Raw genomic sequence first — 24,055 nt, 5'->3', positions numbered from 1 at the left:
AGATGGATGCAAAATTAACTTCAGTTTTAGATGCACTTAATCAAGTGGTATTGGGTAAAGAGCATCAAGTAAAACTGGCCTTGGGTTGTTTATTAGCTAAAGGCCACCTTCTTATTGAAGACCTCCCAGGTATGGGGAAAACCACTTTAAGTCATGCATTGGCGAATGTTTTAGGTCTTCAATATCAGCGTATTCAATTTACCAGTGATTTGCTGCCTGCCGATATTGTTGGTGGGAGTATTTTTCAAAAAGATGAACGTACCCAGCAAACCGGTTTTGTTTTTCACCCTGGACCTGTTTTTTCTCAAGTAGTACTTGCAGATGAAATTAACCGTGCCACTCCAAAAACACAAAGTGCATTATTGGAAGCGATGGAAGAGCGTCAGGTCAGTATTGATGGTCATACCCATGCACTACCTAATCCATTTTTTGTAATAGCAACACAAAACCCTATTTCTCAAACAGGTACGTATAGTTTACCAGAGTCACAACTAGATCGTTTTTTGTTCCGCATTGAGTTAGGTTACCCAAATGCTCAGGCTGAGCGAGCTCTATTAGAGGGGCGCTCTAATTCATCCGATCAGTTAACACAATTACTTAGCTTAGATGAGCTAGAGTATTACCAGAATCAAGTGAATGCTGTTATTTCTAGCTCAGCATTGTTGGACTATGTTCAACGACTGATTACTAAAACTAGAGAGCATGATGCATTACGATATGGGCTTTCACCAAGGGCTTCATTAGCGCTGTTGAACTCTGCAAAGGCTTGGGCTTTATTGGAAGGGCGTGATCACGTTTTACCTGATGATGTTCAAGCTGTATTTCGTTATGCGGCTCAACACCGGTTATCTGATGCTCTGGTTGATCCGAGCTTGGATATTTGTGCAGACATTATAAGAAGCGTGCCTGTTTTATAATGTTTGAACTAAAAGATAAGTTTAATTTAATTTATCAAAATTGGTTAAATAGACGCCTTCCTACTTCTAGTGAAATACAGTTAACCCAAAAAAAAATATTTATCCTACCTAATAAAGTAGGGTGGATGTTTCTTCTTATGCTGATATTGATATTTGTTACTGGTATTAATTATCAAAATAATCTTATTTTAACGATAGGCTTCATACTTATTAGTGTTTTTATTACGTCTATCATTGCTACATATCAAAACTTATCCTCTCTAATTATTAAAGCAAAACCGACAGAGCCTGTATTTTTAGGTGAAATGGTAAACTTACCTATCACTCTGATAAATCCAAGTAAGAATAGTAAATACGGAATTCTTACTGGATATAATGCTAAATCATTATTGAGTATTGATGAAATTAAAGAAGTAGCTCATTTGAATATACCATTCAAGCCTAATAAAAGAGGAACTCTAATCACTCCAAGAATGAAACTCTTTACTGTTTATCCATTAGGTTTTATTAGCTGTTGGACATGGCTGAGGTTGGATTATAAGGGTGTGGTTTACCCTAAACCATTAGATAAACCATTTCGCCGAATGAAAGGTGATGGCTACGAAGATGATGCGCAATTGACTGAAATAAAAGGCGTTGATGAATACCAAGGGTTGCGGAAATACCAAAAAGGGGATTCCTTAAAACAAGTCGCTTGGAAACAATATGCAAAGACTCAGCAGTTGTTGACGAAGGAATACCAAGATGTGAAAGGTGACGATCGCATATTGGATTGGTATTCACTGGATGGTTATGACTTAGAGCAACGATTACAAATATTATGCGGTTGGATCTTAAAAGCTGATTTACAGCAATCAGAGTATTCATTGAGATTGCCTAATCAAGTCATTGCTATTAGCTCTGGCAAGAAACACAAATACAACTGCCTCAATGCATTGGCAATGTATCCAGGTGGTTTGAATGGTTAATAATTTCTTGCCTCAGACTACATTGTTGTTTTTATTTTCATCGGTATTTGCATCCTTGTTGTTGCATGCTTCCCGACTGCCAATATGGCTTTTATTGTTCTCAGTAGGGGCTTTGGTGTGGCGAGCTTTAATCTTTAATGGCCGTTTAATTAAACCTAATAGATTTATGAAGTCAGGCTTGGTAGTGATTGGCTTTACAGGAATCTATATTAGTTATGGCTCGACAATAACTATTGAAAGTATGGTGTCATTGTTAATAGCGGGGATCATGTTAAAACCATTAGAAGTAGAAAAACAAAGTGATGCTTACTTGCTGATATTTTTGAATTACTTTTTGTGTGGTTTGCTGTTCTTGTTTGGTCAGTCACCCCTTGATTTTATGTTAGTCATATTGGTGATGTTGTTTACGTTGTCTGCACAAGTGATGATTCATCTATATGGTAATGCAAATCGTAAACAGGCGAGTAAAACGGCCGTACTGTTATTTGTTAAGTCTATTCCTCTTGCTTTGTTTTTATTTTTTGTTGTGCCTAGGCTAGGCCCGCTCTGGACACTTAATATATCTACGCAGTCTGGTGTTGTGGGGTTAAGTGATTCAATGTCCCCCGGGAGTATGGCAAGTTTAGGAAGATCAAATGAGCTTGCATTTCGTGTGGAATTAGTTGATGGTGATTTACCTATGAGTGAACGCTATTGGCGAGCATTTACATTGTCGAGTTTTAATGGGAATGAATGGAATAGATCAAATAATTTAAATTTAATAGATGGTGATTTCACTCAAAATAATGACCAGTTGATAAGTTATGATGTATTACTTGAACCACATGAGAAAAAGTGGCTGTTCTCCTTAGGTGTGCCAAAGATAAGTGATCGGTACATAAAGCTAAAGTACGATGCTAGTTTGCAAAGCACCTTTAAAATTTACAATCAAATTCAATATCGTGTTACATCTCGTCTAGGCAGTTGGATTGATCAAAAGACATTAACTAAGCGTGAATTGCAGCAGTATCTTCAGTTCCCTAAGAATGTTAATGAGCAGAGCGTCCAGTTTTCTAAAGCGCTTTCCAAACATGCTGATGGTGATGCATTAAAATTAGTTGGTTTGATAGAAACGTATATTTCTGGCAATGAATTTGAGTATACCTTGCAACCCGGAGTGTACGATGGATCGAATCAAATTGATCACTTCCTTTTTCAGTCTAAATCCGGGTTTTGCTCATATTATGCTGGCTCATTAGCTTTCTTGTTAAGGGCTGCTGGTGTGCCAAGTAGAGTGGTGGCTGGTTATATGGGAGGTGAAGAAAATCCTGTATCTAATACATTATCTATATACCAATATGATGCTCATGCTTGGGTTGAGGTATGGATTGAGGGGAAAGGTTGGTATAGGGTTGATCCTACCGCTTGGGTGTCGCCTGAACGTGTCCAGAACGGTTTACAGCAAGCTGTTCCAAGTGGATTTACAGGCTTTACCAGTCAATCTAAGTGGTTGGTTGAACTAAGGCGCCAGTTTCAGGCTGTTGACTACTTTTGGAATGACTGGATGATCCGCTATAAAGGTGAAAAGCAACAGGCAATTTTAACCAATATAATCGGGGATCGCACATCTACGGAATTGTCTTTAATTTTGATGCTTTCATTTTTATTGCTTTTGGCTTGCTTGTTTCTATTTGTATGGTTTGATCAAGTTAAAATACATGTAAGGTACGAAGAGCGCTTATTAGACCAGCTTCAAAAATGGCTTATTAAGCACAATGTAAAGGTCACTTCTAGTCATACGATTGGGCAGGTAATTGAAATTCTAATTGATATCTACCCTGAACAAACTGAACAGTTAGTTGAGCTTAAGTCTCAAGTTAATGAATCTTTGTATGCTTCTAGTAACGGTGTTTTAAGTAAACATACGTTTAAAGCCGTTATATCTAAATTAAAAAAAATACAAAAACAGGCAAATAAATAAGGTTTTCGAACTTTATTGGTTGAAATGAGTCCTAGCGTTATAACTACAAATAGAGGTTTATATGCTTAAGTCAGTTAAAGATTATTACGGGAAAGTGTTACAAAGCTCTGAAGACTTACAGACCAACGCTTGCTGTACTGACGAAGCCATGCCTGAATTTTTGAAGCCTATTTTGTCAAAGGTTCATGATGAAGTCTTGATGCGTTATTACGGTTGTGGCTTGGTCGTGCCTGAGCAAATGCAAGGTTTAAAGGTTTTAGATTTAGGCTGTGGTGCGGGCCGTGATGTATATGCATTGTCTGCTATGGTTGGGGAGTTTGGTCATGTTGTCGGGTTGGATATGACAGACGAACAGTTAGCCGTTGCCCGTGAATATCAAGATTATCATGCAGATATTTTTGGTTATCAAACATCTAATGTGGAGTTTATTCAAGGGGATATAGATCAACTTAATAAGTTGCCATTTGCGGATGGTTACTTTGATTTGATCGTTTCTAATTGTGTTATTAATCTAGTTCAAGACAAACAGAACGTATTAAAGCAAGCACATCGACTTTTAAAACAAGGCGGTGAAATGTATTTCTCAGACGTTTATTGTGATCGACGAATTCCTCAGAATTTAGTGGATGACGAAGTGCTCTATGGTGAATGCTTAAGTGGGGCTCTTTACTGGAGAGATTTTTTAGAGTTTAGTAAGCAAGCTGGGTTTACTGATCCAAGGTTAGTGAAAGATCGTGTTTTAACGATTGAAAATTCTAAACTGGAACAAAAAATTGGGCATATGAATTTTTATAGCGCCACTTATCGTTTATTTAAAATTGATGGTTTAGAGAGCGCTTGTGAGGATTACGGTCAGGCTGTTCGCTATAAGGGTTCTATTGAGCACTTCCCTAATTTTTTAATGCTTGATAGTCACCATAAAATTGAAACAGGCAAGATGTTTAGTGTCTGTGGTAATACTTATAAGATGCTATTTGATACACGTTTCAAGGAGCACTTCGATTTTTATGGAGATTGGAGTACACATTACGGTATATACCCTGATTGCGGTACGCCGATACCGTTTGTGAATGATAGGATCGGCACAGAGGGGGCTTGTTGTTAAACTGTTGACGAATTTAAGAGGCGTTATTCAATAAGTAAGGTGTAACGTCTTCTACATCTATTTGTTCTGAGCTTAATACACGTTCTGCATAGGTTTTCCACACTCGCGATTTTACAAATAACTCAAATAAATCAGGGTCGATATGTTCATCTTCAACCATGCGTTTCATTATGTTGAGGGATAAACTGATTTTCATTGGGTCTTTGTATGGTCTGTCCTTTGCTGTCAAGGCTTCAAAAATATCTGCAATAGCCATCATACGTGCCGGAATAGACATTTGATCCCTTGTTAAACCCCTAGGGAAGCCTGTACCGTTCATTTTTTCGTGATGTCCGCCTGCGTATTCAGGTACACGTTTTAGTTGTTTTGGAAAGGGAAGGCCCTCTAACATGTCGATGGTTACCGTCATGTGGTTGTTTATGATTTGGCGCTCTTCTGCGGTAAGGGTGCCACGCTCAATGCATAAATTATAAATTTCATCTTCATTAAGCATGGGTTGTAAATTTCCATTGTTGTCTGGCCATGTTAATTTAGCAATGTCATTTATTTTAGTTTTTGATTCCTCGCTCATGAATTCGCCACCTTTATTGCTGGTACGAATGAACTCAAGTGCTTTATTTAGACTCTCTATCGTATTTTGATATTCAGTCTCAAAAACTGACCTATTATTTGGATTTTTAATTACTGATTTTAGAAAGTCGGATTCTGTTTTCTGTTTTAAAGCTGAGAATCGAGCTTCAATCAACTCTATACCGTCTCGCATTTTATGCAGTTTCGTCGATTTATCTAATACGCTATCTGGAGTGGCTAGTTTTCCGCAATCATGCATCCAAGCGCTGACTCTTAATTCGTACCATTCTTCATCACTTAATTGAAAATCTTGAAACTGAGATTCATCTTCACATGCGGCTTGTGCAATCAGCTCCATTAATAGCGGGACTCTTTGGCAGTGGCCGCTGGTGTGTGGGCTTTTTGCATCAATTGCTTTGGCGATGGTTTTGATAAAGGCATCAAGTAGGTTTTTTAAATCTTGCACCAATATTTGATTGTTTAGTGCAATTGCTGCGTACAAGGCTAAACCCCTGAGTAGCGGGATATAACGATTAGCAAATGGTATGTGGTCTCGATTGTCTGGGTGTCGTGCATTAATAAGTTGTAGCACGCCAATGATTTCATCTTGATGATTTAATAAGGGAAATGTCAAAATGCTTTTAGTTCGATAGTTGGTTTGTTTATCAAATGCCTGAGCACCAGAGAAATCAAAGTCTTGTGACTCATACACATCATCTATGTTGATGATTTTTTTTTGATTTGCACTGTATACCGCTACATTATGATTGTTTGGTTGGCCGTCCTTTTCAAATAACTCCAGTGCTGGAAAGGGAATAGGAACCCCTTCTTTACCACCCATTTGTATATCGAGCACATCATTTTTTATGATTTCAAATTTCAGTTTAGATACATCACCGCTATCATCACTTTGGGTTAAATACAGTGTGCCGCCTTCGCTGTGAGTCAGACTTATGGCTTCGTCTAGTATTCTTTCTATAATTTCTTGAGTGTCGTTGGTCGCTGCCAGCTCCACTAATAGAGCTTTTTGACCATCACTAATGGTGCGATTCTCAATGGCGCTGGCTGCAAAAGTTGCAAGTGATAAAATTAATGGTTCAATCTCTTGAGGGAAAGGACAGGTGGTGTCTGTGCCAGGCTCTTTAGCGTTTATTAGTTGTATTAATCCAAGTATTTGATTTGATTCATTCAATAAGGGGATGGCTAAAATGGATTGTGTTCGATATTGGTTAATTTCATCAAACTGTTTCGCACCAGAAAAATCAAATTGAGAGTCGTAGGCATCTTCAATGTTGATGAGGGTCTTAGCATGACATGTGAAGGCGGCTACATGGTGTTGATTGATATTGCCGTCGCTTTCAAATAATGGAATAGGTGGGAATACGCTATCTGAGGGTTCACTAGCAAGCCGGATATTTAGCGAGTTGTTATGTACGATGGCAAAATTGAGATGTTTTTCATCAACCAGATACAAGGTGCCGCCATCAGCACAAGTAAGATCTTGAGCTTCATCTAGTATCAATTCGCATAGCTTAGTGATGTTTCGCTCACTCATTAAGCTGCGGCCAATTCTCACTAGGCTTTGATAGTTGGATTGTAACATGTCAGTCAATTGTTAAGTACCTAGAGTAAGGTTAGCTGATAATTAAAGGTTGAATGCAAAAATCATGGCTATTTAATCATTCCCAGTTACAAAAGCAGCCTTTGCCCACTAAATTGTAAAAAGGCCTCACTTGATTATTAGCGATGCCGGTTAATTGAGTCTCAATGGCGCTAGTTGTAGCTTGATTGCAAAAGGTGCCAAAACCAAGTGGGCCGATATAGACCAGTTGATTAAATGAGCCTTCAATGAGTACAGAAGGAGCACTAGGCCAAGTATCCAATAATGAAGAGTCTATTACCATCATTTGAGTATCGGGGTTCAATGCTTGAAATGAACTGATCCTTGACTCATATTCTGCTGGAATAATAGTGATGTGCTCATAACCTAATGCTTTAGTGAGTTCAACAGCGGCTAAGGAATGGGGTCTAGCGAAGCGATTGCATAAACAATCAGGTTTCCACAGTTGTATTATGCGAGCTTTACTTTTTTTTGCAGGCAAATGTGTAAGTAGCGTTTCAAACCACAAATCAGTAAATGAAACGTTTAAAAAGTTAGGGTTATGATCTGTAAAGCTTTTAATATACTGGTTTTGAAACCAGCTTAACGTTACGAATAGTGCAATTAACCAAATCCCTAACCCAATAAATATACTGATGATAATGGATCTACGTGGTTTGTTTTCAATACTCATTAGCCTTGCATTTTTACTTGGTCTTTCATTTTTATGGCTGCTGCTTCTAGAGCTTTAGCTATTTTTTCGCGATCGTAGTTGTTGATACGATTGGTATCCATATACATGGAGAAACCGGGTAGTTCATGTTCAATAAAAGAAGATTTGGCTGCAAGATTGTGTCTAAAGTCTACGGCCTCATATACAGGTACAGGGCGACTAAAGCCTTTGGCTGAAATACTGCCTTTTTCCCGGCAAATTATTTTGTCCTGAATCAGTGCATAGGATTCCTGAGATAATAAGATTTCGCCTGCATCCGCTGCGCTTTCTAAACGGCTGGCCATATTCACTTCACGACCAATTATGGTGTAATCCATTCTTGATTCAGTGCCAAAATTTCCGACGGTACAATAGCCGGTATTAATCCCCATTCGGATCTCTAAAGGGGTTTTCACACCTTGTTGGCGCCACTGTTGCCTTAATACCTTCATGTGTTTACGCATTTCAATCGCCATTGAAACGCAAGCTAGTGTGTCTTTTTTAGCACCTTGTGTTTTTGGGTCCCCAAAAAATACCATGATGCTATCACCTATGTACTTATCGATTGTGCCACCGTATTTAAGCGCGATATTGGTCATTTCGGTTAGGTAATTATTTAAAATTGCAGTCAGGTCTTCCGATTCTAATTGTTCTGATAGGGCGGTGAACCCCTTAATGTCAGAGAAGAAAACAACCAGTTTTTTACGCTGAGTTTCTAATTTAACTTCTCTGTTGCCGGAGAAAATGGACTCCCAGATTTGTGGTGATATGTACTTGGCAACTTTTAGTGACAAATTTTGATGTTTAGCTTGTTCATTTTGAAGTTTTTCATGGAGTTGAGATAGCAACCTGTTTTGTCGGCCAGTATAAAATGAGGTAACTGCAAAATGAGCCGCCATAGATATGATGGCGGTGATATTGATGATGAACGGGGTTTCGAAGCTAGGGTTAAATTCATCCAGGGATATGCCTAGCAGAACACCCATGAGTAATGCGCTCATACAGGCAAGCCAAGCTTTAATGCTTCCTAATGACATCACAGAAGTGTTCACCATGACCAAGAAAATAACGCTAGGTATGAGGGCGAATTGAACATAGCTTATAAAATACCCGACTAATAGAGCATCGCAGAATATTAATGCAGGCCGTCTTAGGTGATGGAATTTAGCAGGGAAGTTAAGGCTTATAACGAGGGTGATAATAGGGTAAGACGCGCAAATGCCTAGCAGAATCTCAATACTTCCAGACCAAAGGTGTAAGTCGTCCCCTAGAACGATGGTAATAGCCGCCGCTATAATGCCGATAGTACGAGAGATAAATTCGTAAACAGAGGGTGCTTTAGAAACTTGGCTGGTGTTGGTCATTGATCTAATTGATAATTCTTCTTAAATGCTGCCCAATTGCAGCTAACCGTTTATTTAATACCTAGTCAGCCTAAGGTGCAAGGCTCTATATTAGACATAACTCAATTTATGCCCAGATTTGAACGAAAATAAGGTTTGCTCTTGAATAATATTATTGACTTGATAAAAACACGGGTATCTTGCCCCAAATTACAAGCGCCGGCACCTAACAAGCTTGAGTTAGAGGAAATACTGGCTTGTGCCATGAGGGCCCCCGATCATGCCCGCTTGAAGCCATGGCGTTACCATGTTGTTACAGGAGCTTCCTTGGATAATCTAGGTGAAGTATTTGTGCAAACACAACAAGAAAATATGGTATCCCAAGTAAAGATTGAAAAATGTAGAAATATGCCAAAGCGAGCTCCTATGATTATCGTAGCTGTGTGCGAACCAGTCGATAACCTTAAAGTTCCTAAAGTAGAGCAGCTATTGGCAGTAGGTGCAGGTATACAAAATATGCAAATTGCGATTAGCTCGCTAGGTTATGGCTCAATTTGGCGAACAGGTGATATGGCGCATCATCAAATTGTAAAAAAACATTTTAATATTAGCCAAAACGGAGAGATAGTTGGCTTTTTATATATTGGTACACCAGATAAGCAACCTAGCTTAAGTGTGCTGAACCTTAAAGAATACGTAAAACACTGGGATTAACCTTTAAAATCAACGAATTACTTGCACTTATAAGGGTGCTTTGTATAATACGCCGCCTTGAACAACCGCTAGTAAGTTGTCTGAAGAAACAGCCTGTATATAGGGTGACTTGTTGAACCCAAGCTAACAAGTATAAATATTGATGCTGGAAACTGTGGTGAGGTGTCCGAGTTTTAGCCGACTCGACGCGAAGCCAAAGAGAATGTCACGAAGTGAGAGTAACGAGCACGCATTGCGGGCAACTTGTTGATTCAAGCAAACAAGTATAAATATTGATGCTGGAAATTGTGGTGAGGTGTCCGAGTTTTAGCCGACTCGACGCGAAGCCAAAGAGAATGTCACGAAGTGACAGTAACGAGCACGCATTGCGGGCGACTTGTTGATTCAAGCAAACAAGTATAAATATCGAAGCTGGAAATTGTGGTGAGGTGTCCGAGTGGCCGAAGGAGCACGCCTGGAAAGTGTGTATACGGTAACGTATCGAGGGTTCGAATCCCTCCCTCACCGCCACTAATTTAGAGAAAGCCTGAATGAGAAATTATTCAGGCTTTTTTGCTTTTCGGGATAATGAAAGTTCGGTGAGAGAGGGTGAGAACCCTCGTGGTTCGACCTGTAGTGGCACACTAAATTTGGACACCTAATAAGAGGTGCTAAAATGCACCCAGATAATTATGGTGACAATATGAGCAGAGCCCGTTTTACCCCAGAATTTAAAGTTGAGTGCGCTCAACTTAAAGCCCTAGATGACAATCATCTCAGGATTTTTTTTGTTTTTAAGTAAGTTAGATATTTAGTGGTAACTCGATAAGCCTTTAAAGTGATTAATTCGTAGAGAGCTTAGGGTCAAAACACAATCTAATTTTTCTTACTTCATTAACTTAAATTAATGGGTGAGTTTAAGTAGTTTGAGTTTTAAATATCAAATTTTGTGTTTTTTTGCTCGCATAAGAGTCCGAATTTATCCTTAGTGTTTTATGAATCTTAAATCCATAATTTAAAGGAAAATTGAATATATTCTTTAATAAATAGAGTGCGGTGACATATTGCGTCATATTCTATTTGGAGGCTAAATTGCTCTGATACTTGCGGCTGAAACTGACTTATATTCGAAGTTATTCTATCTGTTTGTGGTCCTGAGTGACAGGTCGTAAATACAATGATTTGGCTAAATAGTTTTAGTGAGCAAATGCTCGAAAACTAGCAAGGGCTACCTTGCACAAATAATAATAAAGGCCTTATTGATATGAAAACGACAGATTTCATTAAAAAGACAAGCATTCTATCCACTTTAAGCCTTGGCTTAATTTTATCTTCAGCTTCTTTTGCATCCACTGGCGGTGGCGGTGGCGGTGGCGGTGGTTCTACTGATTCTTTCGACGATCTTTTTTCTGAAGCAGAAGATGATGGTCGCTGCTCTGTACAGCGTGTTGAAAGATCTGACTCAACTTTTTATGTGCCAACAGACCCTACTAACAGCAGCGCCAAATTCCACATTTTAGGTTGGGGTAATGGTACTGGCGGTACTGAAAACACTTACTCAACATTATTACGTTCACTAGCTTCTCAGTGTGTATTGGTTGCAGCTGCTAACACTGATAACTCTGGTACTGGTGAAGAAATAGAAGATGCAGTTAACGATGCTCGTAGTCGTTATGCTAGTAAAGTATTGTCTAACCACAAAGTATGTACCTCTGGTCACTCTCAAGGTGGCGGCGGTTCTTTCAATGCAGCTAACCGTTTAGATGCTGATTGTGTTATCGCGATTCAAGCCGATACTCGTTTCACAACCACTATTTACGATGATCTAGCTAGTGACGTTGAAGTTATTGCCCTTTGGAGTGAAGATGATACTTTAGCACCAGCTGGTAGCGAATACTTTACGAGTAACACTCGTAACGTTGAAGCTGCATCAAGCATCTTAACTGAAGCTGAAACGGCTAATGAAGATCACTTCACTATTACTTCTGGTCGTGGTGGTGATATCGGTTCTATGTTCCGCATGGCAGTAAAAGCACAGTTGAGCAATGATTCTGCAGAAGCGACTCGTTTCCGTGGTGCGTTCTGGGGTCCATCTACTTCTTCAACGGTTACTACTAGTGCTAGTGAAATCAGCGAAGTAGAACGCGATTCAGGTGCGGTAAATACTCAGCCTTAATCATTATGAATCTTTACTGATTTGTATCTTAAAGCCGCTATCTAGCGGCTTTTTTGTTTATATCTGATAGGGTTCTAATTCTATTTTCTGAATATTAGAACCAAGCATTTCAAGAGAACCTGTGTATCTTTTTTCAGAGGTGTAAGTAAATTCAAAATTGAATTTTCGATATATACCTAAGTTTCCATTTGGCTTTCTTTTAATTTTAATGGAAGTTATTTGAATATTATCATCAAGCAGCTGTACCTCAGCTTGCTGGCAGTATGCTTTGCATTTATTGAAAGCTGCTTGCTTTAAACCTCTATCTAGCCACCATACCCATGCTATTGATCCTAGTATTACAACAATGAATATATCTTCTAATAGCATAATTTTCTCTAATGATTGTATTTATTTAAGTTTGAGTAATTTAGGTGTGATATTGAGTAAGTTTTTGAGTGTGAGTGCATTTAAAGTTGCATCCGTTTCTGTCATGAGTTTTGAATCAGAGATGACATCAAAAGAACCAGAGCTGGTTTTAATAAGTGTAACAGGTATGTTTTGTTGTTGTAGAGATTTGGCTTTTTCAATGGCCTCATTTTTATTTTTAAATTGATATAGGCTAACTGCGTAATTGGCGTTTTGTCGCTGAATAAATAATGAATTTTGTTTTTTATCTAGTTGTTTATTAGTAGGGTCATTTGCATAAACTTGAGCGAAAAGGCTAAAGCGAATATCAAAATTGTTTTTTGGTGTGACTTCAGTGCTTTGATTAAATTGAATAATTTCAATTGATTGTACATTTTCAGTTTCTATCAGGTTGGTCTTTCGTGCTTCTTGTGAAATCCTTTCTGATTGAATCAGTATTTCGTTAGAGTTTTGTGTTTCTATGGCTGTGTTTAATGAGCCTGCGATCAAAGCTGGAATGGCAAGTGCCGAAAATAATGTGTCTTTAGGGGTCCTGGGTACTTTGTACTCCAAAATGGTTATTACTAAACCAATAAGTATGGCGAAGCCTGCAACTGATATGAAGAAAATGCTGGTGTAGTATGTTGGGGTAATATTGTCTAAGGTGCTTAAATCCGACGATAGCCTCGGTATAACAATGGCAACAAATCCAGCGATAAGTCCAATAGCAAACTTTCCAAGCGGGTGCGAAATGGTATTTTTGGGTGTGTCGGCCATGGTTAGCTCCTTGTGATTTCGCTGTCCTTATATGTGTATGCAAATCGGACACTTCAGCAGGTTACGGATAAGTAATTTGTGATTAATATTACCACCCAATAATATTGAAGTCTGTTTTAAGCAATAACAAGTTTGTCTTGCGATTATTTTAACCTTCATACGGCTAAAGTAAGTGTGAATAAATGAACTGATTAATTGTAATGACGTGTTTAAGATGAATCTGGCTCATCTTAATGGTGAGGCTTCATCGCTTTCTGCTGGCTACGTATTTCGTTATAATCCGCGCCATTTACGAATTATTAGGTGCTCTAATGGCTGGTTCAGTGGTTCAAGAACTCAATTCCATATTAGAAAAACGCATCATGGTCCTAGACGGGGCTATGGGTACGTCGATTCAAGGTTATAAATTAGACGAAGATGACTTTCGCAAAGGCCATTTTGAGGGGCATCCTAGCCCACTTAAAGGCAACAACGACTTATTATCAATCACGCGCCCAGACATCATCGAAGAAATTCACGATAGCTACTTCGAAATCGGTGCTGATTTTGCCTCTACCAATGCTTTTAGCGGCACTACCATTGCTCAGGCGGATTACAGCCTTGAAGACGCCGTCTATGAAATCAATTTCCAGTCCGCACAGTGTGCTCGCCGCAGTGCGGATCGCTGGACAGCTAAAACGCCAGATCAACCGCGCTATGTAGTGGGTTGTCTTGGGCCTACCAATCGTACAGCAAGTATTTCACCGGATGTGAATGATCCCGGCAAGCGTTTAGTAACGTTTGATGAACTTGTGACGGCATACCGACAGGCAGCTGATGCGTTAATTGATGGCGGCACTGACATCCTCATGATTGAAACCGTATTTGATACCCTAAATGCAAAAGCGGCCTTATTTGCAGTTATGCAGATGAAAGAAGATCGTAACCTAGATACCCCTGTTATGATTTCAGGCACCATCACAGATGCCAGTGGCCGTACACTTTCAGGACAGACAGCTGAAGCATTCTGGATTTCTTTAATGCACGGAGGTTTGACCAGTATCGGCTTGAACTGTGCGTTAGGGGCAAAAGACATGCTGCCACACATAAAGCTTTTAGATAAAAATGCCACGTGTTTGATTTCAGCTCACCCTAATGCGGGTTTGCCGAATGAGTTTGGCGAATACGATGAATCCCCAGAGCAAATGGCTGAGCAGGTTCGACCATTTTTAAGTGAAGGGCATGTGAATATTATTGGAGGTTGTTGTGGTACGACCCCTGCGCACATTGCTGCACTTAAACAGTTGGCTGATGAATATGCACCGCGTCCAATTCCAGAAAATTTTAGTGCGTTAACACCAAAGGGAGATAAATAATGCGTTACTCTCACGATAATGTTCCAGATATGGTGTTAAGTGGATTAGAGCCGTTAGTGGTTAATAAAACCACAGGTTTTGTGAATGTTGGTGAGCGTTCTAACGTCACTGGCTCACGTAAGTTTGCACGATTAATTCAAGAAGAAAACTACGAAGAAGCCATTGATATTGCTCGAGTTCAAGTGGAAGACGGCGCGCAAATTATTGATGTGAATATGGATGATGCCATGTTAGATGGCGTGGCTGCCATGAAACGTTATCTTAATTTGTTAGCGGCGGAGCCTGATATTGCCCGAGTGCCGTTTATGATTGATTCCTCAAAATGGGAGATCATCGAAGAAGGCTTAAAATGCGTACAGGGTAAGGCCATTGTTAACTCTATCTCGTTGAAAGAAGGGGAAGAGAAATTCATCGAACAGGCTAAACGCATCAATATGTACGGTGCGGCAGTTGTGGTCATGGCGTTTGATGAAAAAGGCCAAGCAGACACATATGAGCGTCGAATTGAAATTTGTAAAAAATCATACGATGTATTAGTTGATAAGTGCAATTTTGCCCCACAAGACATTGTGTTTGATCCAAATATCTTTCCAGTGGCAACGGGTATTCCTGAGCATGATAATTACTGTGTGGACTTTTTTGCTGCTACCAAATGGATAAAAGAGAACCTGCCGGGTGCGAAAGTTTCTGGTGGTGTCTCAAACATGTCGTTCTCGTTCCGTGGAAACGATATTGTACGTGAAGCCATGCACTCAGTGTTTTTATATCACGCCATCAAAGATGGTATGGATATGGGGATCGTGAATGCTGGCATGCTTACCATATACGATGACATCCCTAAAGACTTATTAGAACGTGTTGAAGATGTGGTATTAAATCGTCGTGAAGATGCCGCTGAACGTTTAGTCGATTTTGCAGAAAGCCTAAAAGGCCAAAGCGTCGAGCAAAAAGAAAGCGATAAATTAAAATGGCGTGAAGGCACATTACAAGAACGTATTACCCACGCACTTGTTAAAGGCATTACAGAATTTATTGAAGAAGACGCCGAAGAAGCCCGCCAAGCGGCTAACAAACCCATTGAAGTGATTGAAGGCCCGCTGATGGTGGGCATGAATGTGGTAGGGGATTTGTTTGGCGCAGGTAAAATGTTTTTACCACAAGTTGTGAAAAGTGCGCGGGTTATGAAGAAAGCCGTTGCCTATTTACTACCGTATATAGAAGAAGAGAAAAAACGCTCTGGCAATGTTAGCCAAAATAACGGCGTAATTATCATGGCTACGGTGAAAGGGGATGTACACGACATTGGTAAAAACATTGTAGGGGTGGTGCTGAGTTGTAATAACTACGAAGTGATTGATTTAGGCGTTATGGTGCCGCCGGAGGATATTCTGGCCGCTGCTGAAAAACACAATGCCGATATTATTGGCCTGTCTGGTTTGATCACACCATCATTAGATGAAATGGTGACCATTGCACAAATGATGCAGCAGCGTGGTATGACGCAGCCATTATTAATTGGCGGTGCGACCACTTCTAAAATTCACACAGCGGTTAAGATCGAGCCAGAATACGATGGTGTTACCGCACACGTATTAGATGCGTCTAAGTCGGTGCCGGTTGCCAGTGCATTGTTAAGTAAAACAGAAAATACCTTTGTTCAAGAATTACGCGACGAATATCAAGCGGCCCGTGATAAAAACGCCAAAAAGCGTGGGCAAAAAGCGTTCTCTGCTTTAGATGTGATTCGTCAGAATACCAGTGGACTTGATTGGAAAGTTTACCAGCCGGTAGTACCTAAGCAGCTTGGTAATCAAACCATCCGTGATTACCCGTTAGAAAAAATCAAAGAATACTTTGATTGGACGCCGTTTTTTATCACTTGGGAATTGCATGGGAAATACCCTGGTATTTTAGAAGACAAAGTAGTGGGTGAAGAAGCCACTAAGTTGTTTAAAGACGCCAATGCTATGCTTGATCATATCATTGCCGATAAATCATTACAGTGTCATGCTGTGTTTGGCTTGCATCCAGCGGGTGCGGTAGATGGTGATGACACCGAGATTTACACAGACGAAACTCGCAGTGAAGTGAAAGCAACATTGCATCATCTGCGTCAGCAAACCGCACGCCCTGCAGAGCGCCCTTATCGGTCATTAGCGGACTTTGTTGCACCTAAAGGCAGTGGCGTAAATGATTACATGGGTGCCTTTGTTGTGACGTGTCATGGGGCGGATGAATTGGCTAAAACCTATGAAGACAAACTTGATGACTATAACGCCATCATGGTGAAAGCCTTAGCAGACCGTTTTGCAGAAGCATTTGCTGAATTGCTACATGCGGAAGTACGTAAGAATTATTGGGGGTACGCGCCAAACGAGTCGCTGACGAATCAAGAGATTATTTCTGAGAAGTATCAAGGTATTCGTCCTGCACCGGGTTACCCTGCATGTCCTGAGCACAGTGAAAAAACCACATTGTTTGGCTTGTTGGATGCAACAAAAGAAATTGGTTGTGAGTTAACGGATAGCTATGCAATGTACCCAGCTTCCTCTGTAAGTGGTTGGTATTATGCTCATCCTGATGCGCGTTACTTTGCACTAGGTAAAATTGATAAAGACCAAGTTGAAGAATACGCGAGTAAAAAAGATTGGGATCTGAAAACCGCCGAACGCTGGTTGCGACCAACTCTTGGCTATGATGAATAATTCACTTATTAAGTTTATTAAACTGTAAAACGTAAAAAGGTTGACCAAAAATGGTCAACCTTTTTTGTTTCAGCATCTAACATCGAACTTCTTAGAATTTCACAACTACTTTTACTTCTGCGCCGTTACTGTTTTTACCTCTTGCGACTACATTCCTAATGAAAAGCGTGCTGTTATCAATATAAGCAGCTTGGTAAAGTGCCACTTTGGAGTATTGTAGATTCGCGGGTTGTGGTTAGGTTGACAGGCACCTTTAAGTTGATGTCTGTGTCTACAATGGACAAATTAAGAAGGTTAATTGATGCGTGTATGTTGTTTTTTTAGGAAATAGGCATAACCTTGACGAACTAGGAGAGCATATGTCCGAACATTGTGATGATAAAAAACAAAATAAGCAGTCAAGTTGTTGTGACTCTGATAATTCTAAATCGGCTGTTTCTAGCAGTTGCTCAAGTGAGTCAGCACAAGTAGCTGCGCAAACAGGCTGTTGTGCGACAGAAAAAACATCTGAGTCAGAAGAAGCAAGTTGCTGCGCACCTAAACAATCCTTTGATTGGATAATGTGGGGATCATTGGTTTTTGTTGCCACGTTTTATATCGGCTTTTTAGTGTTTGGCCATGATATTCATCAGTTATTGGGTGAAAAGGCCGCCACCATGGCGCACACCAGTTTCGAGATGATGAACACCATGTGGTGGGGTATTGCATTAGGGGGGCTTGCGGTAGGTGTACTGGGTCGAATACCTAATTCTATGGTAATGGCTGTTTTAGGCCGTCCGGGCAGTAAAAAAGGCGTATTCAGGGCCACTATGGCAGGCCTTATGTTGGACCTATGTAATCACGGTATTTTAATGGTGGCCATGGGACTGTACCGTAAAGGCGCAAGTTTAGGACAGGTTATGGCGTTTTTGATTGCCAGTCCTTGGAATTCATTTACTCTCACATTAATTTTAATTGCCCTGATCGGGTTGCCGCTTACGCTTTTGTTTATAGCGTGTTCAATGGTGATTGCTTGGATAAGCGGTCTGTTGTTTGACCGCTTTGTACGAGTAGGGGTGTTGCCTGCTAACCCTGTGCAAGCTGAATACGACGAGAGTATTAAAGTTTGGCCCTCGGTTAAGTCTCAATTATCGGTTAAGCATTTCTCGCCAAATAGTGTGTTTTCTATGTTTTGGCAGGGTTTGAAAGAATCCAAAATGGTGGTGCGATGGGTGTTGTTTGGTGTGGTTATGTTGTCGTTGATTCGCGCTTTTATCGATCCTGCTCAATTTGGCGTATGGTTTGGGGCTTCAATAGGTGGTTTATTACTGACATTGCTTGCAACCACTATTATTGAAGTTTGTTCTGAGGGTTCATCGCCCATTGCGGCAGATTTAGTGAATCAGGCTAAAGCACCGGGTAATGGTTTTGTGTTTTTAATGGCAGGAGCGGCAACGGATTATACTGAGATAATGTCGTTGAAAGACACTACAGGCAGTTGGAAAATTGCTTTGTTTTTACCCTTGGTGACAGTGCCACAGGTGTTGCTGGTGGGCTGGCTAATGAATATATACAGCTAGTTTATTCATCAACCCAAACCCATCTTAAAAGCTCGCCAAAGTCGTCATAGACGGGTTTTTTAGTTGGGCGTTTATGGCTCTTTTGAGAAGTTTTGCTGGCTTTTCTCGCATCTAGGCTCTTAAGAGCATTTCTAGCGTCAGTACGCGCACTGGCTTTCTCTGCAAACAGAGCTGGTGTTAACGCTTTTTCTGGATTCTCGCGACCGCTAATACCTTGTGGAACACTATCAACCTTGCCACCTTTGGCAAGAAAGCGTTCCATTTCTGCGTTTAGCTCTGCGCGTTTATCCGCCTTTGTAGGTTGTGTGTTCACAATTACGCCTTGCTGCTTTTATACAGCTCTTTAGGGTCTTGTATCGGGTCAGAGGTGATTATCAGACCACTTTTGTTGATTTCATTATAGAAGCAGTCTCTGCGACCAGTATGACAGGCTGCGCCTTTTTGATCTACCTTCAATAATAAAGTGTCACCATCACAGTCTGTACTCATGGAAATTAAGGATTGCTGATTACCTGAGCTTTCCCCTTTACGCCAATAATTATTGCGCGAGCGAGACCAATAACAAACTTGGCCTGTGTTAAGGGTTTCTTCAATGGATGCTCGATTCATCCAAGCCATCATTAATACTTCACCGGTTTCATGTTGCTGAGCGATGGCAGGTATTAAGCCGGCTTCATTGTATTTGAGGTTATCTAGGGCATCGTTTAAAGGAAGTTCACTGCCTTTGGATTCTTTTTCAAGTGATTTATAAGTGTTACTCATAACTGGCGATGGCTCCCTTGCCGATACCTTCAAATGCTTTAACTAATACGTTGTTGTGACTTTTTGAAATTACGCCAGCAATGTGATTGGCAATTTGCTCAACGGTACTGTCGGTTTCAATGTCATAACAGGCACTTTGAGGCAAAGTTAAGCTGAATTCACCCTGTGGTGCGGTGTATCGGTAATGGTTATGTATCACACCTTGGATTTCAGGCTGATTGTGTAAGTCTTCTATCGTACCGATGTAAATATCATTCCACTGTACAGCCCAGTCATGCTCCAGTTGGGTGTTTCTTGAGTTGTCGATGTAGATTTCGATTTTAGAACGGTGGCCGTGGGCAATACGCTGACAATTGCCATTATGCTTTTTTAAGCCGTGACTGTAATGATAAAACGCACCATCAATGGTTTCAGTGGTAAGGGTAACGCTTAAATCGTCAATGTCACCGGGAATAACGGAGTTTAATCGTTGATTTAGCCATTTTGAAACACTATCGGAGTCAATGGTTTCGCAATCTATAAAACAAAATGCTTCATCTGGTGCGCTGCATATGAATTCGCCACCGCAAGGGTGAGGGAATTTAACTGTAGTAAGTGAAGCGTGTTTCGAGATATGTAAATCAGCCATGTTAGCGGGTACAACCAAACGGTGATCAATAAATTCATCTAGCCAATTCTTAGCGGTTTTTTTAACGACGCCAAAGTCACAGATCATACTTTGGTTATCTAGGGTGCCGGTAAGCGTAATGCCAGCCATCCATGATTCACCTACCAATCCGCGTTTTGCATCCAAATAAGAGACGTCAACATTATTTAAGTTTTCAACGAACAGTTTCACCAAGAGCACTCGACTAAATAGGTAGCTGGATTTTATATCATTGTAGTTTGTATTGCATGGAAGGTTTTATCGGGTAGCGAACTACCCGATAACGGTTAGCGAGAAAGTAGAGGCTCGTAACCGTTTACAAGGCCTTTGGTTGCGATAGCTACGGCATCGTGGGCATGAAGGCTTTCTAAGTGCTCAATACGCAGCCAAAAATCATTGAGTTTGTCTTCATGGTTGTTTAGGGCGTTTTTAACGCGTCTGGCGGCATCTTCACAAAACATGAGGTTGTGGCCATTAAGGCGAGCAAATTCTTGTTCATCTTCGCGTTTAACCGCGGTTTGAACGGGTGTTTGTAATGCGTCTTCAATGATGCCAATGATTTCAGTAATGGGGAACTCATCGGCATTTTCACTCAGCTTAACCCAAACCTTAGAGATGCTGCGCTGGCTGTGTGGTGTGGCAAAGGTGCCTTTGTCGCTACGAAGCCAAGCTTCAACTTCTTCAGGGTTAACACTATCGCGCTCGCCAAAATCTTTGTTGAACTGCTGTTGGATTAACTGACGGGCAAGGGCTGCTGAGCAAGGGCAGGTTGATGAATAAGGCACATGAATACCTAATTCTAAGTCAACTTTACCATTTTTTAGGGTTGCACGAATTTCAGTTGGATAGTCTTTCCAGCCGGAAAATTGGCTTTTTAAGGCTTTACGCTGAATCACGTAGTCAAACTGGAAATTCAACGTGGCTTGATCGCTGATGTCTTCATGGCTATCAAGCATGTGCGCTAAAAATTCGCGTAAATTGGCTGCGCTTAATATCTGGTTGTCTGAAAACTCAGATAATAAAAGATACAGGCGAGACATGTGAATGCCTTTAACGTCTGGGTTGCAGATGTTTACGTAGGTTTGAACAAAGGCGTTTACTTTATTGACACCAATATCTGCATCTTGGATATTCAGTGGTAATGCAATTCGATTCATACCCACCCAGTTAAGGGTGCCATTTACCTGTGGTGCCTGACTGGCCGCCACATCTGGCATGTCGTTTGGGCGCTTTTCTGTCATAGGAGCAATTCTTTGGGCCACAATAAAAAATAAGGCGGCTATATTAGCTGATAGGGCAAGTTGAGACAATGAATCCCGAGTATTATGGTCGGGATTTACTGGAACAAATCGTTCCTATCTATGGATTTTTGGTCTGTATTAGTTCAATACTGTAACCGTCTGGGTCTTTCACAAAGGCGATATGGGTAGTACCACCTTTAACTGGGCCGGGGTCTCGGCTCACTATGCCACCGGCTTGCTTGATGGTGTCACAGGTGCTGTATATATCGTCACTGCCTATGGCAATATGGCCATAACCTGAGCCTAAATCGTATTCTGTTGTGTCCCAATTATAGGTTAGTTCTAGAACGGCGCTTTCGGATTCTTCACCGAAACCCACAAAGGCAAGGGTATATCTGTATTGTTCGTTTTCCCGTTTGCGGATTAGCTTCATGCCTAATACACGGGTGTAAAAGTCGATAGAGCGGTCAAGGTCGCCCACGCGCAACATGGTATGTAAGATTCGCATATTAGCTTTTAATCCAATTCTTTTTTGTTGTATTCGCACAAGTCTTCAATCAGGCAGCTACCGCACTTAGGTTTGCGTGCGGTGCACACATAACGCCCGTGTAAAATCATCCAATGGTGGGCATCCATTAAAAATTCTTGTGGTACTAGTTTTAGCAGACGCTTTTCAACTTCAAGAACATCTTTACCTGGTGCAATTTTAGTTCGATTGCCCATGCGAAAAATATGAGTATCTACTGCCATGGCGATCTGCCTAAAGGCTGTATTGAGTACGACGTTGGCGGTCTTTCGGCCTACACCGGGTAACTCTTCTAATTCTTCACGGGTTTGAGGGACAACAGAATTGTGTTTGTCGATTAATAATTTGCACATCTTAATGACGTTTTTGGCTTTGCTATTAAATAAACCAATGGTTTTGATGTATTCCTTTAGGCCTTCTTCACCAAGTGCCAGAATGGTTTCTGGGGTGTTAGCGATAGGAAATAATTTCCGCGTGGCTTTATTTACGCTTACGTCTGTGGCTTGTGCAGAAAGTGCCACAGCCACCACTAGTTCAAACGGGGTAGAGTACTCTAACTCAGTTTCAGGGTTAGGGTTTTCATTTCGTAAGCGTGTAAAAATTTCTGTGCGTTTGGTTTTGTTCATTGCTAAACGATTTTGCCTGTAACCCTAACGCGTTTTGATCCTGCTACGACAGGCTCTTTGTTGCGAGTATCAATCTCTTTTAATTTGTCATCAATCACGTTTTTAAATGCAATGATTAATCCCATGCCCACGAATGCACCCGGTGGCAAAATGGCAAACAAGAAATCAGGATAATCGGTGAAAATGTTGATTTTCCAAGTGGTGGCTGTATCACCAAATAATAAATCCATATTGGCAAATAAAGTACCTTGGCCGATGATTTCACGCATGGCCCCAAGAATAACCAGCACTATGGCGAAGCCTAATGCCATCATGAAACCATCTAGGGCGGAAGGTAAAACACCGTTTTTGGCGGCAAATGCATCGGCGCGACCAAGAATCGCGCAGTTGGTCACAATGAGGGGAATGAAGATACCCAGTACCGTGTATAGCTCGTAGGTGTAAGCTTGCATGAGTAGCTCGGTACAGGTTACGTATGAGGCAATAATCATAACAAAAGCCGGCAAGCGCACCGCGCTAGGTACGTAGTTTCTAACTAAAGACACCGCCACATTAGAGCCAACTAAAACTAACATGGTAGCAAGACCTAGACCTAATGCGTTTACAACAGTACCGGTTACCGCCAGTAATGGACATAAACCTAAAAGTTGCACCAAGGCAGGGTTGTTGGTCCATAAGCCGTCACGGCTAATTTGTCCGTAGCTTTTTGTGCTCATAGTGATTCACCACTTTTAAATGCCGTATTGGCTTGTAGTTGTGAAAGAATAGCTTTGTCTTTTTCAAACATAACAAGTGCGCGTTTGACGGCATGGATCACAGCTCTTGGTGTGATCGTTGCACCTGTAAAGGAGTCAAATTGACCACCGTCTTTTTTAACTTCCCAATTTTCTTCGCTTGGACTAATTAAAGAGGTGTCATTAAATGACAAAATCCATTTGGATTTTTTTAATTCAACTTTGTCACCAAGCCCCGGGGTTTCTTTGTGATCAACAACACGCACGCCAGCAATGGTGCCATCTACTTTAATGCCTACTAATAATTGAATGTGGGTGGTGTAGCCGTCAGGTGCGGTAACTGGAAATAAAAAGGTATGGGTTTGGCCTTCTTTTTGTGCAAGGTATAGTTTTGCATCATCTGCTATTGGGCCTAAATAGTTTACATGTAGATTTTTCTTAGCTTGTTCAGAATTAAGCTCAATATAATTTTGTAGTATGTCGTTATCAACCGACTCTTTAGGTGTGATTTCATACAAGGCTTTGGCTTGAGCCTTAGCAATATTATCTAATATGGTTTGCTTAGTATTGAGTTGAACAATCGCAATAACCCCAGCAGTAACAAACGCAAAGATGGCTAAGCCAATAGCATTTTTGCTGATGGACTGGATCAATGTTGGCTCTTGGTTTTCGGTGTTTGCTTGATCAGTCATG

20 protein-coding genes, 1 tRNA gene and 1 pseudogene are annotated in these 24,055 nt (G+C 40.7%); 9 read left to right on the top strand and 13 right to left on the bottom strand.

Features of this window, described 5'->3' with window-relative positions; all coding sequences use genetic code 11:
* Positions 1-2: 2 nt before the first annotated feature.
* From ABWV45_RS01425 to ABWV45_RS01410, 4 genes are all read left to right on the top strand, one after another.
* A complete protein-coding gene (locus tag ABWV45_RS01425) occupies positions 3-917 on the top strand; it encodes an AAA family ATPase (protein WP_353347934.1) in 915 nt (304 codons plus the stop codon).
* The gene (locus tag ABWV45_RS01420) at positions 917-1,885 is read left to right on the top strand and encodes a DUF58 domain-containing protein (protein WP_353347932.1); all 969 of its coding nucleotides are present in this window, start codon (positions 917-919) and stop codon (positions 1,883-1,885) included. Before ABWV45_RS01425 ends, ABWV45_RS01420 begins: the two co-directional genes overlap by 1 nt.
* Complete coding sequence (locus tag ABWV45_RS01415) at positions 1,878-3,845, top strand: transglutaminase TgpA family protein (protein WP_353347930.1); 1,968 nt, start codon at positions 1,878-1,880, stop codon at positions 3,843-3,845. Before ABWV45_RS01420 ends, ABWV45_RS01415 begins: the two co-directional genes overlap by 8 nt.
* Before the next feature lie 61 nt (positions 3,846-3,906).
* On the top strand, positions 3,907-4,950 hold the full coding sequence (locus ABWV45_RS01410; RefSeq protein ID WP_353347928.1) for a methyltransferase domain-containing protein: 1,044 nt from the start codon (positions 3,907-3,909) through the stop codon (positions 4,948-4,950).
* A gap of 13 nt (positions 4,951-4,963) precedes the next feature.
* Here ABWV45_RS01410 and ABWV45_RS01405 read toward each other — a convergent pair whose 3' ends face one another.
* From ABWV45_RS01405 to ABWV45_RS01395, 3 genes are all read right to left on the bottom strand, one after another.
* Positions 4,964-7,123 (bottom strand): HD domain-containing phosphohydrolase, encoded by a 2,160-nt coding sequence (locus tag ABWV45_RS01405; RefSeq protein ID WP_353348576.1) that lies wholly within the window; start codon positions 7,121-7,123, stop codon positions 4,964-4,966.
* Between the two features lie 76 nt (positions 7,124-7,199).
* On the bottom strand, positions 7,200-7,814 hold the full coding sequence (locus tag ABWV45_RS01400; RefSeq protein ID WP_353347926.1) for a DUF6436 domain-containing protein: 615 nt from the start codon (positions 7,812-7,814) through the stop codon (positions 7,200-7,202).
* Positions 7,814-9,196, bottom strand: a complete 1,383-nt coding sequence (locus ABWV45_RS01395; protein WP_353347924.1) for an adenylate/guanylate cyclase domain-containing protein — start codon at positions 9,194-9,196, stop codon at positions 7,814-7,816. The genes ABWV45_RS01400 and ABWV45_RS01395 overlap by 1 nt, the downstream gene beginning before the upstream one ends.
* 141 nt (positions 9,197-9,337) lie before the next feature.
* Here ABWV45_RS01395 and ABWV45_RS01390 point away from each other — a divergent pair, with 141 nt between their 5' ends.
* The 3 genes from ABWV45_RS01390 (at position 9,338) to ABWV45_RS01380 (ending at position 12,044) form a co-directional block, all read left to right on the top strand.
* Positions 9,338-9,889, top strand: coding sequence for a nitroreductase family protein (locus tag ABWV45_RS01390; protein WP_353347922.1), 552 nt, complete (start codon positions 9,338-9,340; stop codon positions 9,887-9,889).
* 422 nt (positions 9,890-10,311) lie between these two features.
* Positions 10,312-10,399: transfer RNA gene (locus tag ABWV45_RS01385), tRNA-Ser, on the top strand.
* Positions 10,400-11,132: 733 nt separating this feature from the next.
* Positions 11,133-12,044, top strand: a complete 912-nt coding sequence (locus tag ABWV45_RS01380; protein ID WP_353347920.1) for a hypothetical protein — start codon at positions 11,133-11,135, stop codon at positions 12,042-12,044.
* A 57-nt stretch (positions 12,045-12,101) separates the two neighbouring features.
* Here ABWV45_RS01380 and ABWV45_RS01375 read toward each other — a convergent pair whose 3' ends face one another.
* Positions 12,102-12,413 carry a DUF3301 domain-containing protein gene (locus ABWV45_RS01375; protein WP_353347918.1) on the bottom strand — a complete coding sequence of 104 codons (312 nt, stop codon included), beginning with the start codon at positions 12,411-12,413 and terminating at the stop codon, positions 12,102-12,104.
* Positions 12,414-12,434: 21 nt separating this feature from the next.
* Positions 12,435-13,208: a hypothetical protein gene (locus ABWV45_RS01370; protein ID WP_353347916.1), complete on the bottom strand. Its 774-nt coding sequence runs from the start codon at positions 13,206-13,208 to the stop codon at positions 12,435-12,437.
* A gap of 311 nt (positions 13,209-13,519) precedes the next feature.
* Between ABWV45_RS01370 and metH the strand changes: the two are divergent.
* Positions 13,520-17,268 (top strand): annotated as a pseudogene (gene metH, locus ABWV45_RS01365) (methionine synthase).
* A 359-nt stretch (positions 17,269-17,627) separates the two neighbouring features.
* Positions 17,628-18,827, top strand: a complete 1,200-nt coding sequence (locus ABWV45_RS01360) for a permease (RefSeq protein WP_353347914.1) — start codon at positions 17,628-17,630, stop codon at positions 18,825-18,827.
* A gap of 1 nt (position 18,828) precedes the next feature.
* Here ABWV45_RS01360 and ABWV45_RS01355 read toward each other — a convergent pair whose 3' ends face one another.
* The 8 genes from ABWV45_RS01355 to rsxG form a co-directional block, all read right to left on the bottom strand.
* Positions 18,829-19,140: a hypothetical protein gene (locus ABWV45_RS01355; RefSeq protein WP_353347912.1), complete on the bottom strand. Its 312-nt coding sequence runs from the start codon at positions 19,138-19,140 to the stop codon at positions 18,829-18,831.
* A gap of 2 nt (positions 19,141-19,142) precedes the next feature.
* Positions 19,143-19,589 carry a phosphoribosyl-AMP cyclohydrolase gene (gene hisI / locus ABWV45_RS01350; RefSeq protein ID WP_353347910.1) on the bottom strand — a complete coding sequence of 149 codons (447 nt, stop codon included), beginning with the start codon at positions 19,587-19,589 and terminating at the stop codon, positions 19,143-19,145.
* Entirely contained in the window at positions 19,582-20,427 is an 846-nt protein-coding gene (locus ABWV45_RS01345) for a 6-carboxytetrahydropterin synthase (RefSeq protein ID WP_353347908.1), read from the bottom strand. The genes hisI and ABWV45_RS01345 overlap by 8 nt, the downstream gene beginning before the upstream one ends.
* Positions 20,428-20,522: 95 nt before the next feature.
* Positions 20,523-21,545, bottom strand: a complete 1,023-nt coding sequence (gene folE2, locus ABWV45_RS01340; protein ID WP_353347906.1) for a GTP cyclohydrolase FolE2 — start codon at positions 21,543-21,545, stop codon at positions 20,523-20,525.
* 49 nt (positions 21,546-21,594) lie between these two features.
* Positions 21,595-21,984, bottom strand: coding sequence for a lactoylglutathione lyase (gloA, locus tag ABWV45_RS01335; protein WP_353347904.1), 390 nt, complete (start codon positions 21,982-21,984; stop codon positions 21,595-21,597).
* Between the two features lie 8 nt (positions 21,985-21,992).
* Positions 21,993-22,628 (bottom strand): endonuclease III, encoded by a 636-nt coding sequence (nth, locus tag ABWV45_RS01330; protein ID WP_353347902.1) that lies wholly within the window; start codon positions 22,626-22,628, stop codon positions 21,993-21,995.
* 2 nt (positions 22,629-22,630) lie between these two features.
* Positions 22,631-23,344, bottom strand: a complete 714-nt coding sequence (locus tag ABWV45_RS01325) for an electron transport complex subunit E (RefSeq protein WP_353347900.1) — start codon at positions 23,342-23,344, stop codon at positions 22,631-22,633.
* The gene (gene rsxG, locus ABWV45_RS01320) at positions 23,341-24,054 is read right to left on the bottom strand and encodes an electron transport complex subunit RsxG (RefSeq protein WP_353347898.1); all 714 of its coding nucleotides are present in this window, start codon (positions 24,052-24,054) and stop codon (positions 23,341-23,343) included. Before rsxG ends, ABWV45_RS01325 begins: the two co-directional genes overlap by 4 nt.
* Position 24,055: the final 1 nt, after the last annotated feature.

Source organism: Oceaniserpentilla sp. 4NH20-0058 (assembly GCF_040371755.1).
Classification (GTDB): Bacteria; Pseudomonadota; Gammaproteobacteria; order Pseudomonadales; family Oceanobacteraceae; genus Bermanella.
The sequence above is the reverse complement of the archived record's forward strand: the minus strand, read 5'-3'. Positions and strand labels throughout refer to the sequence as shown.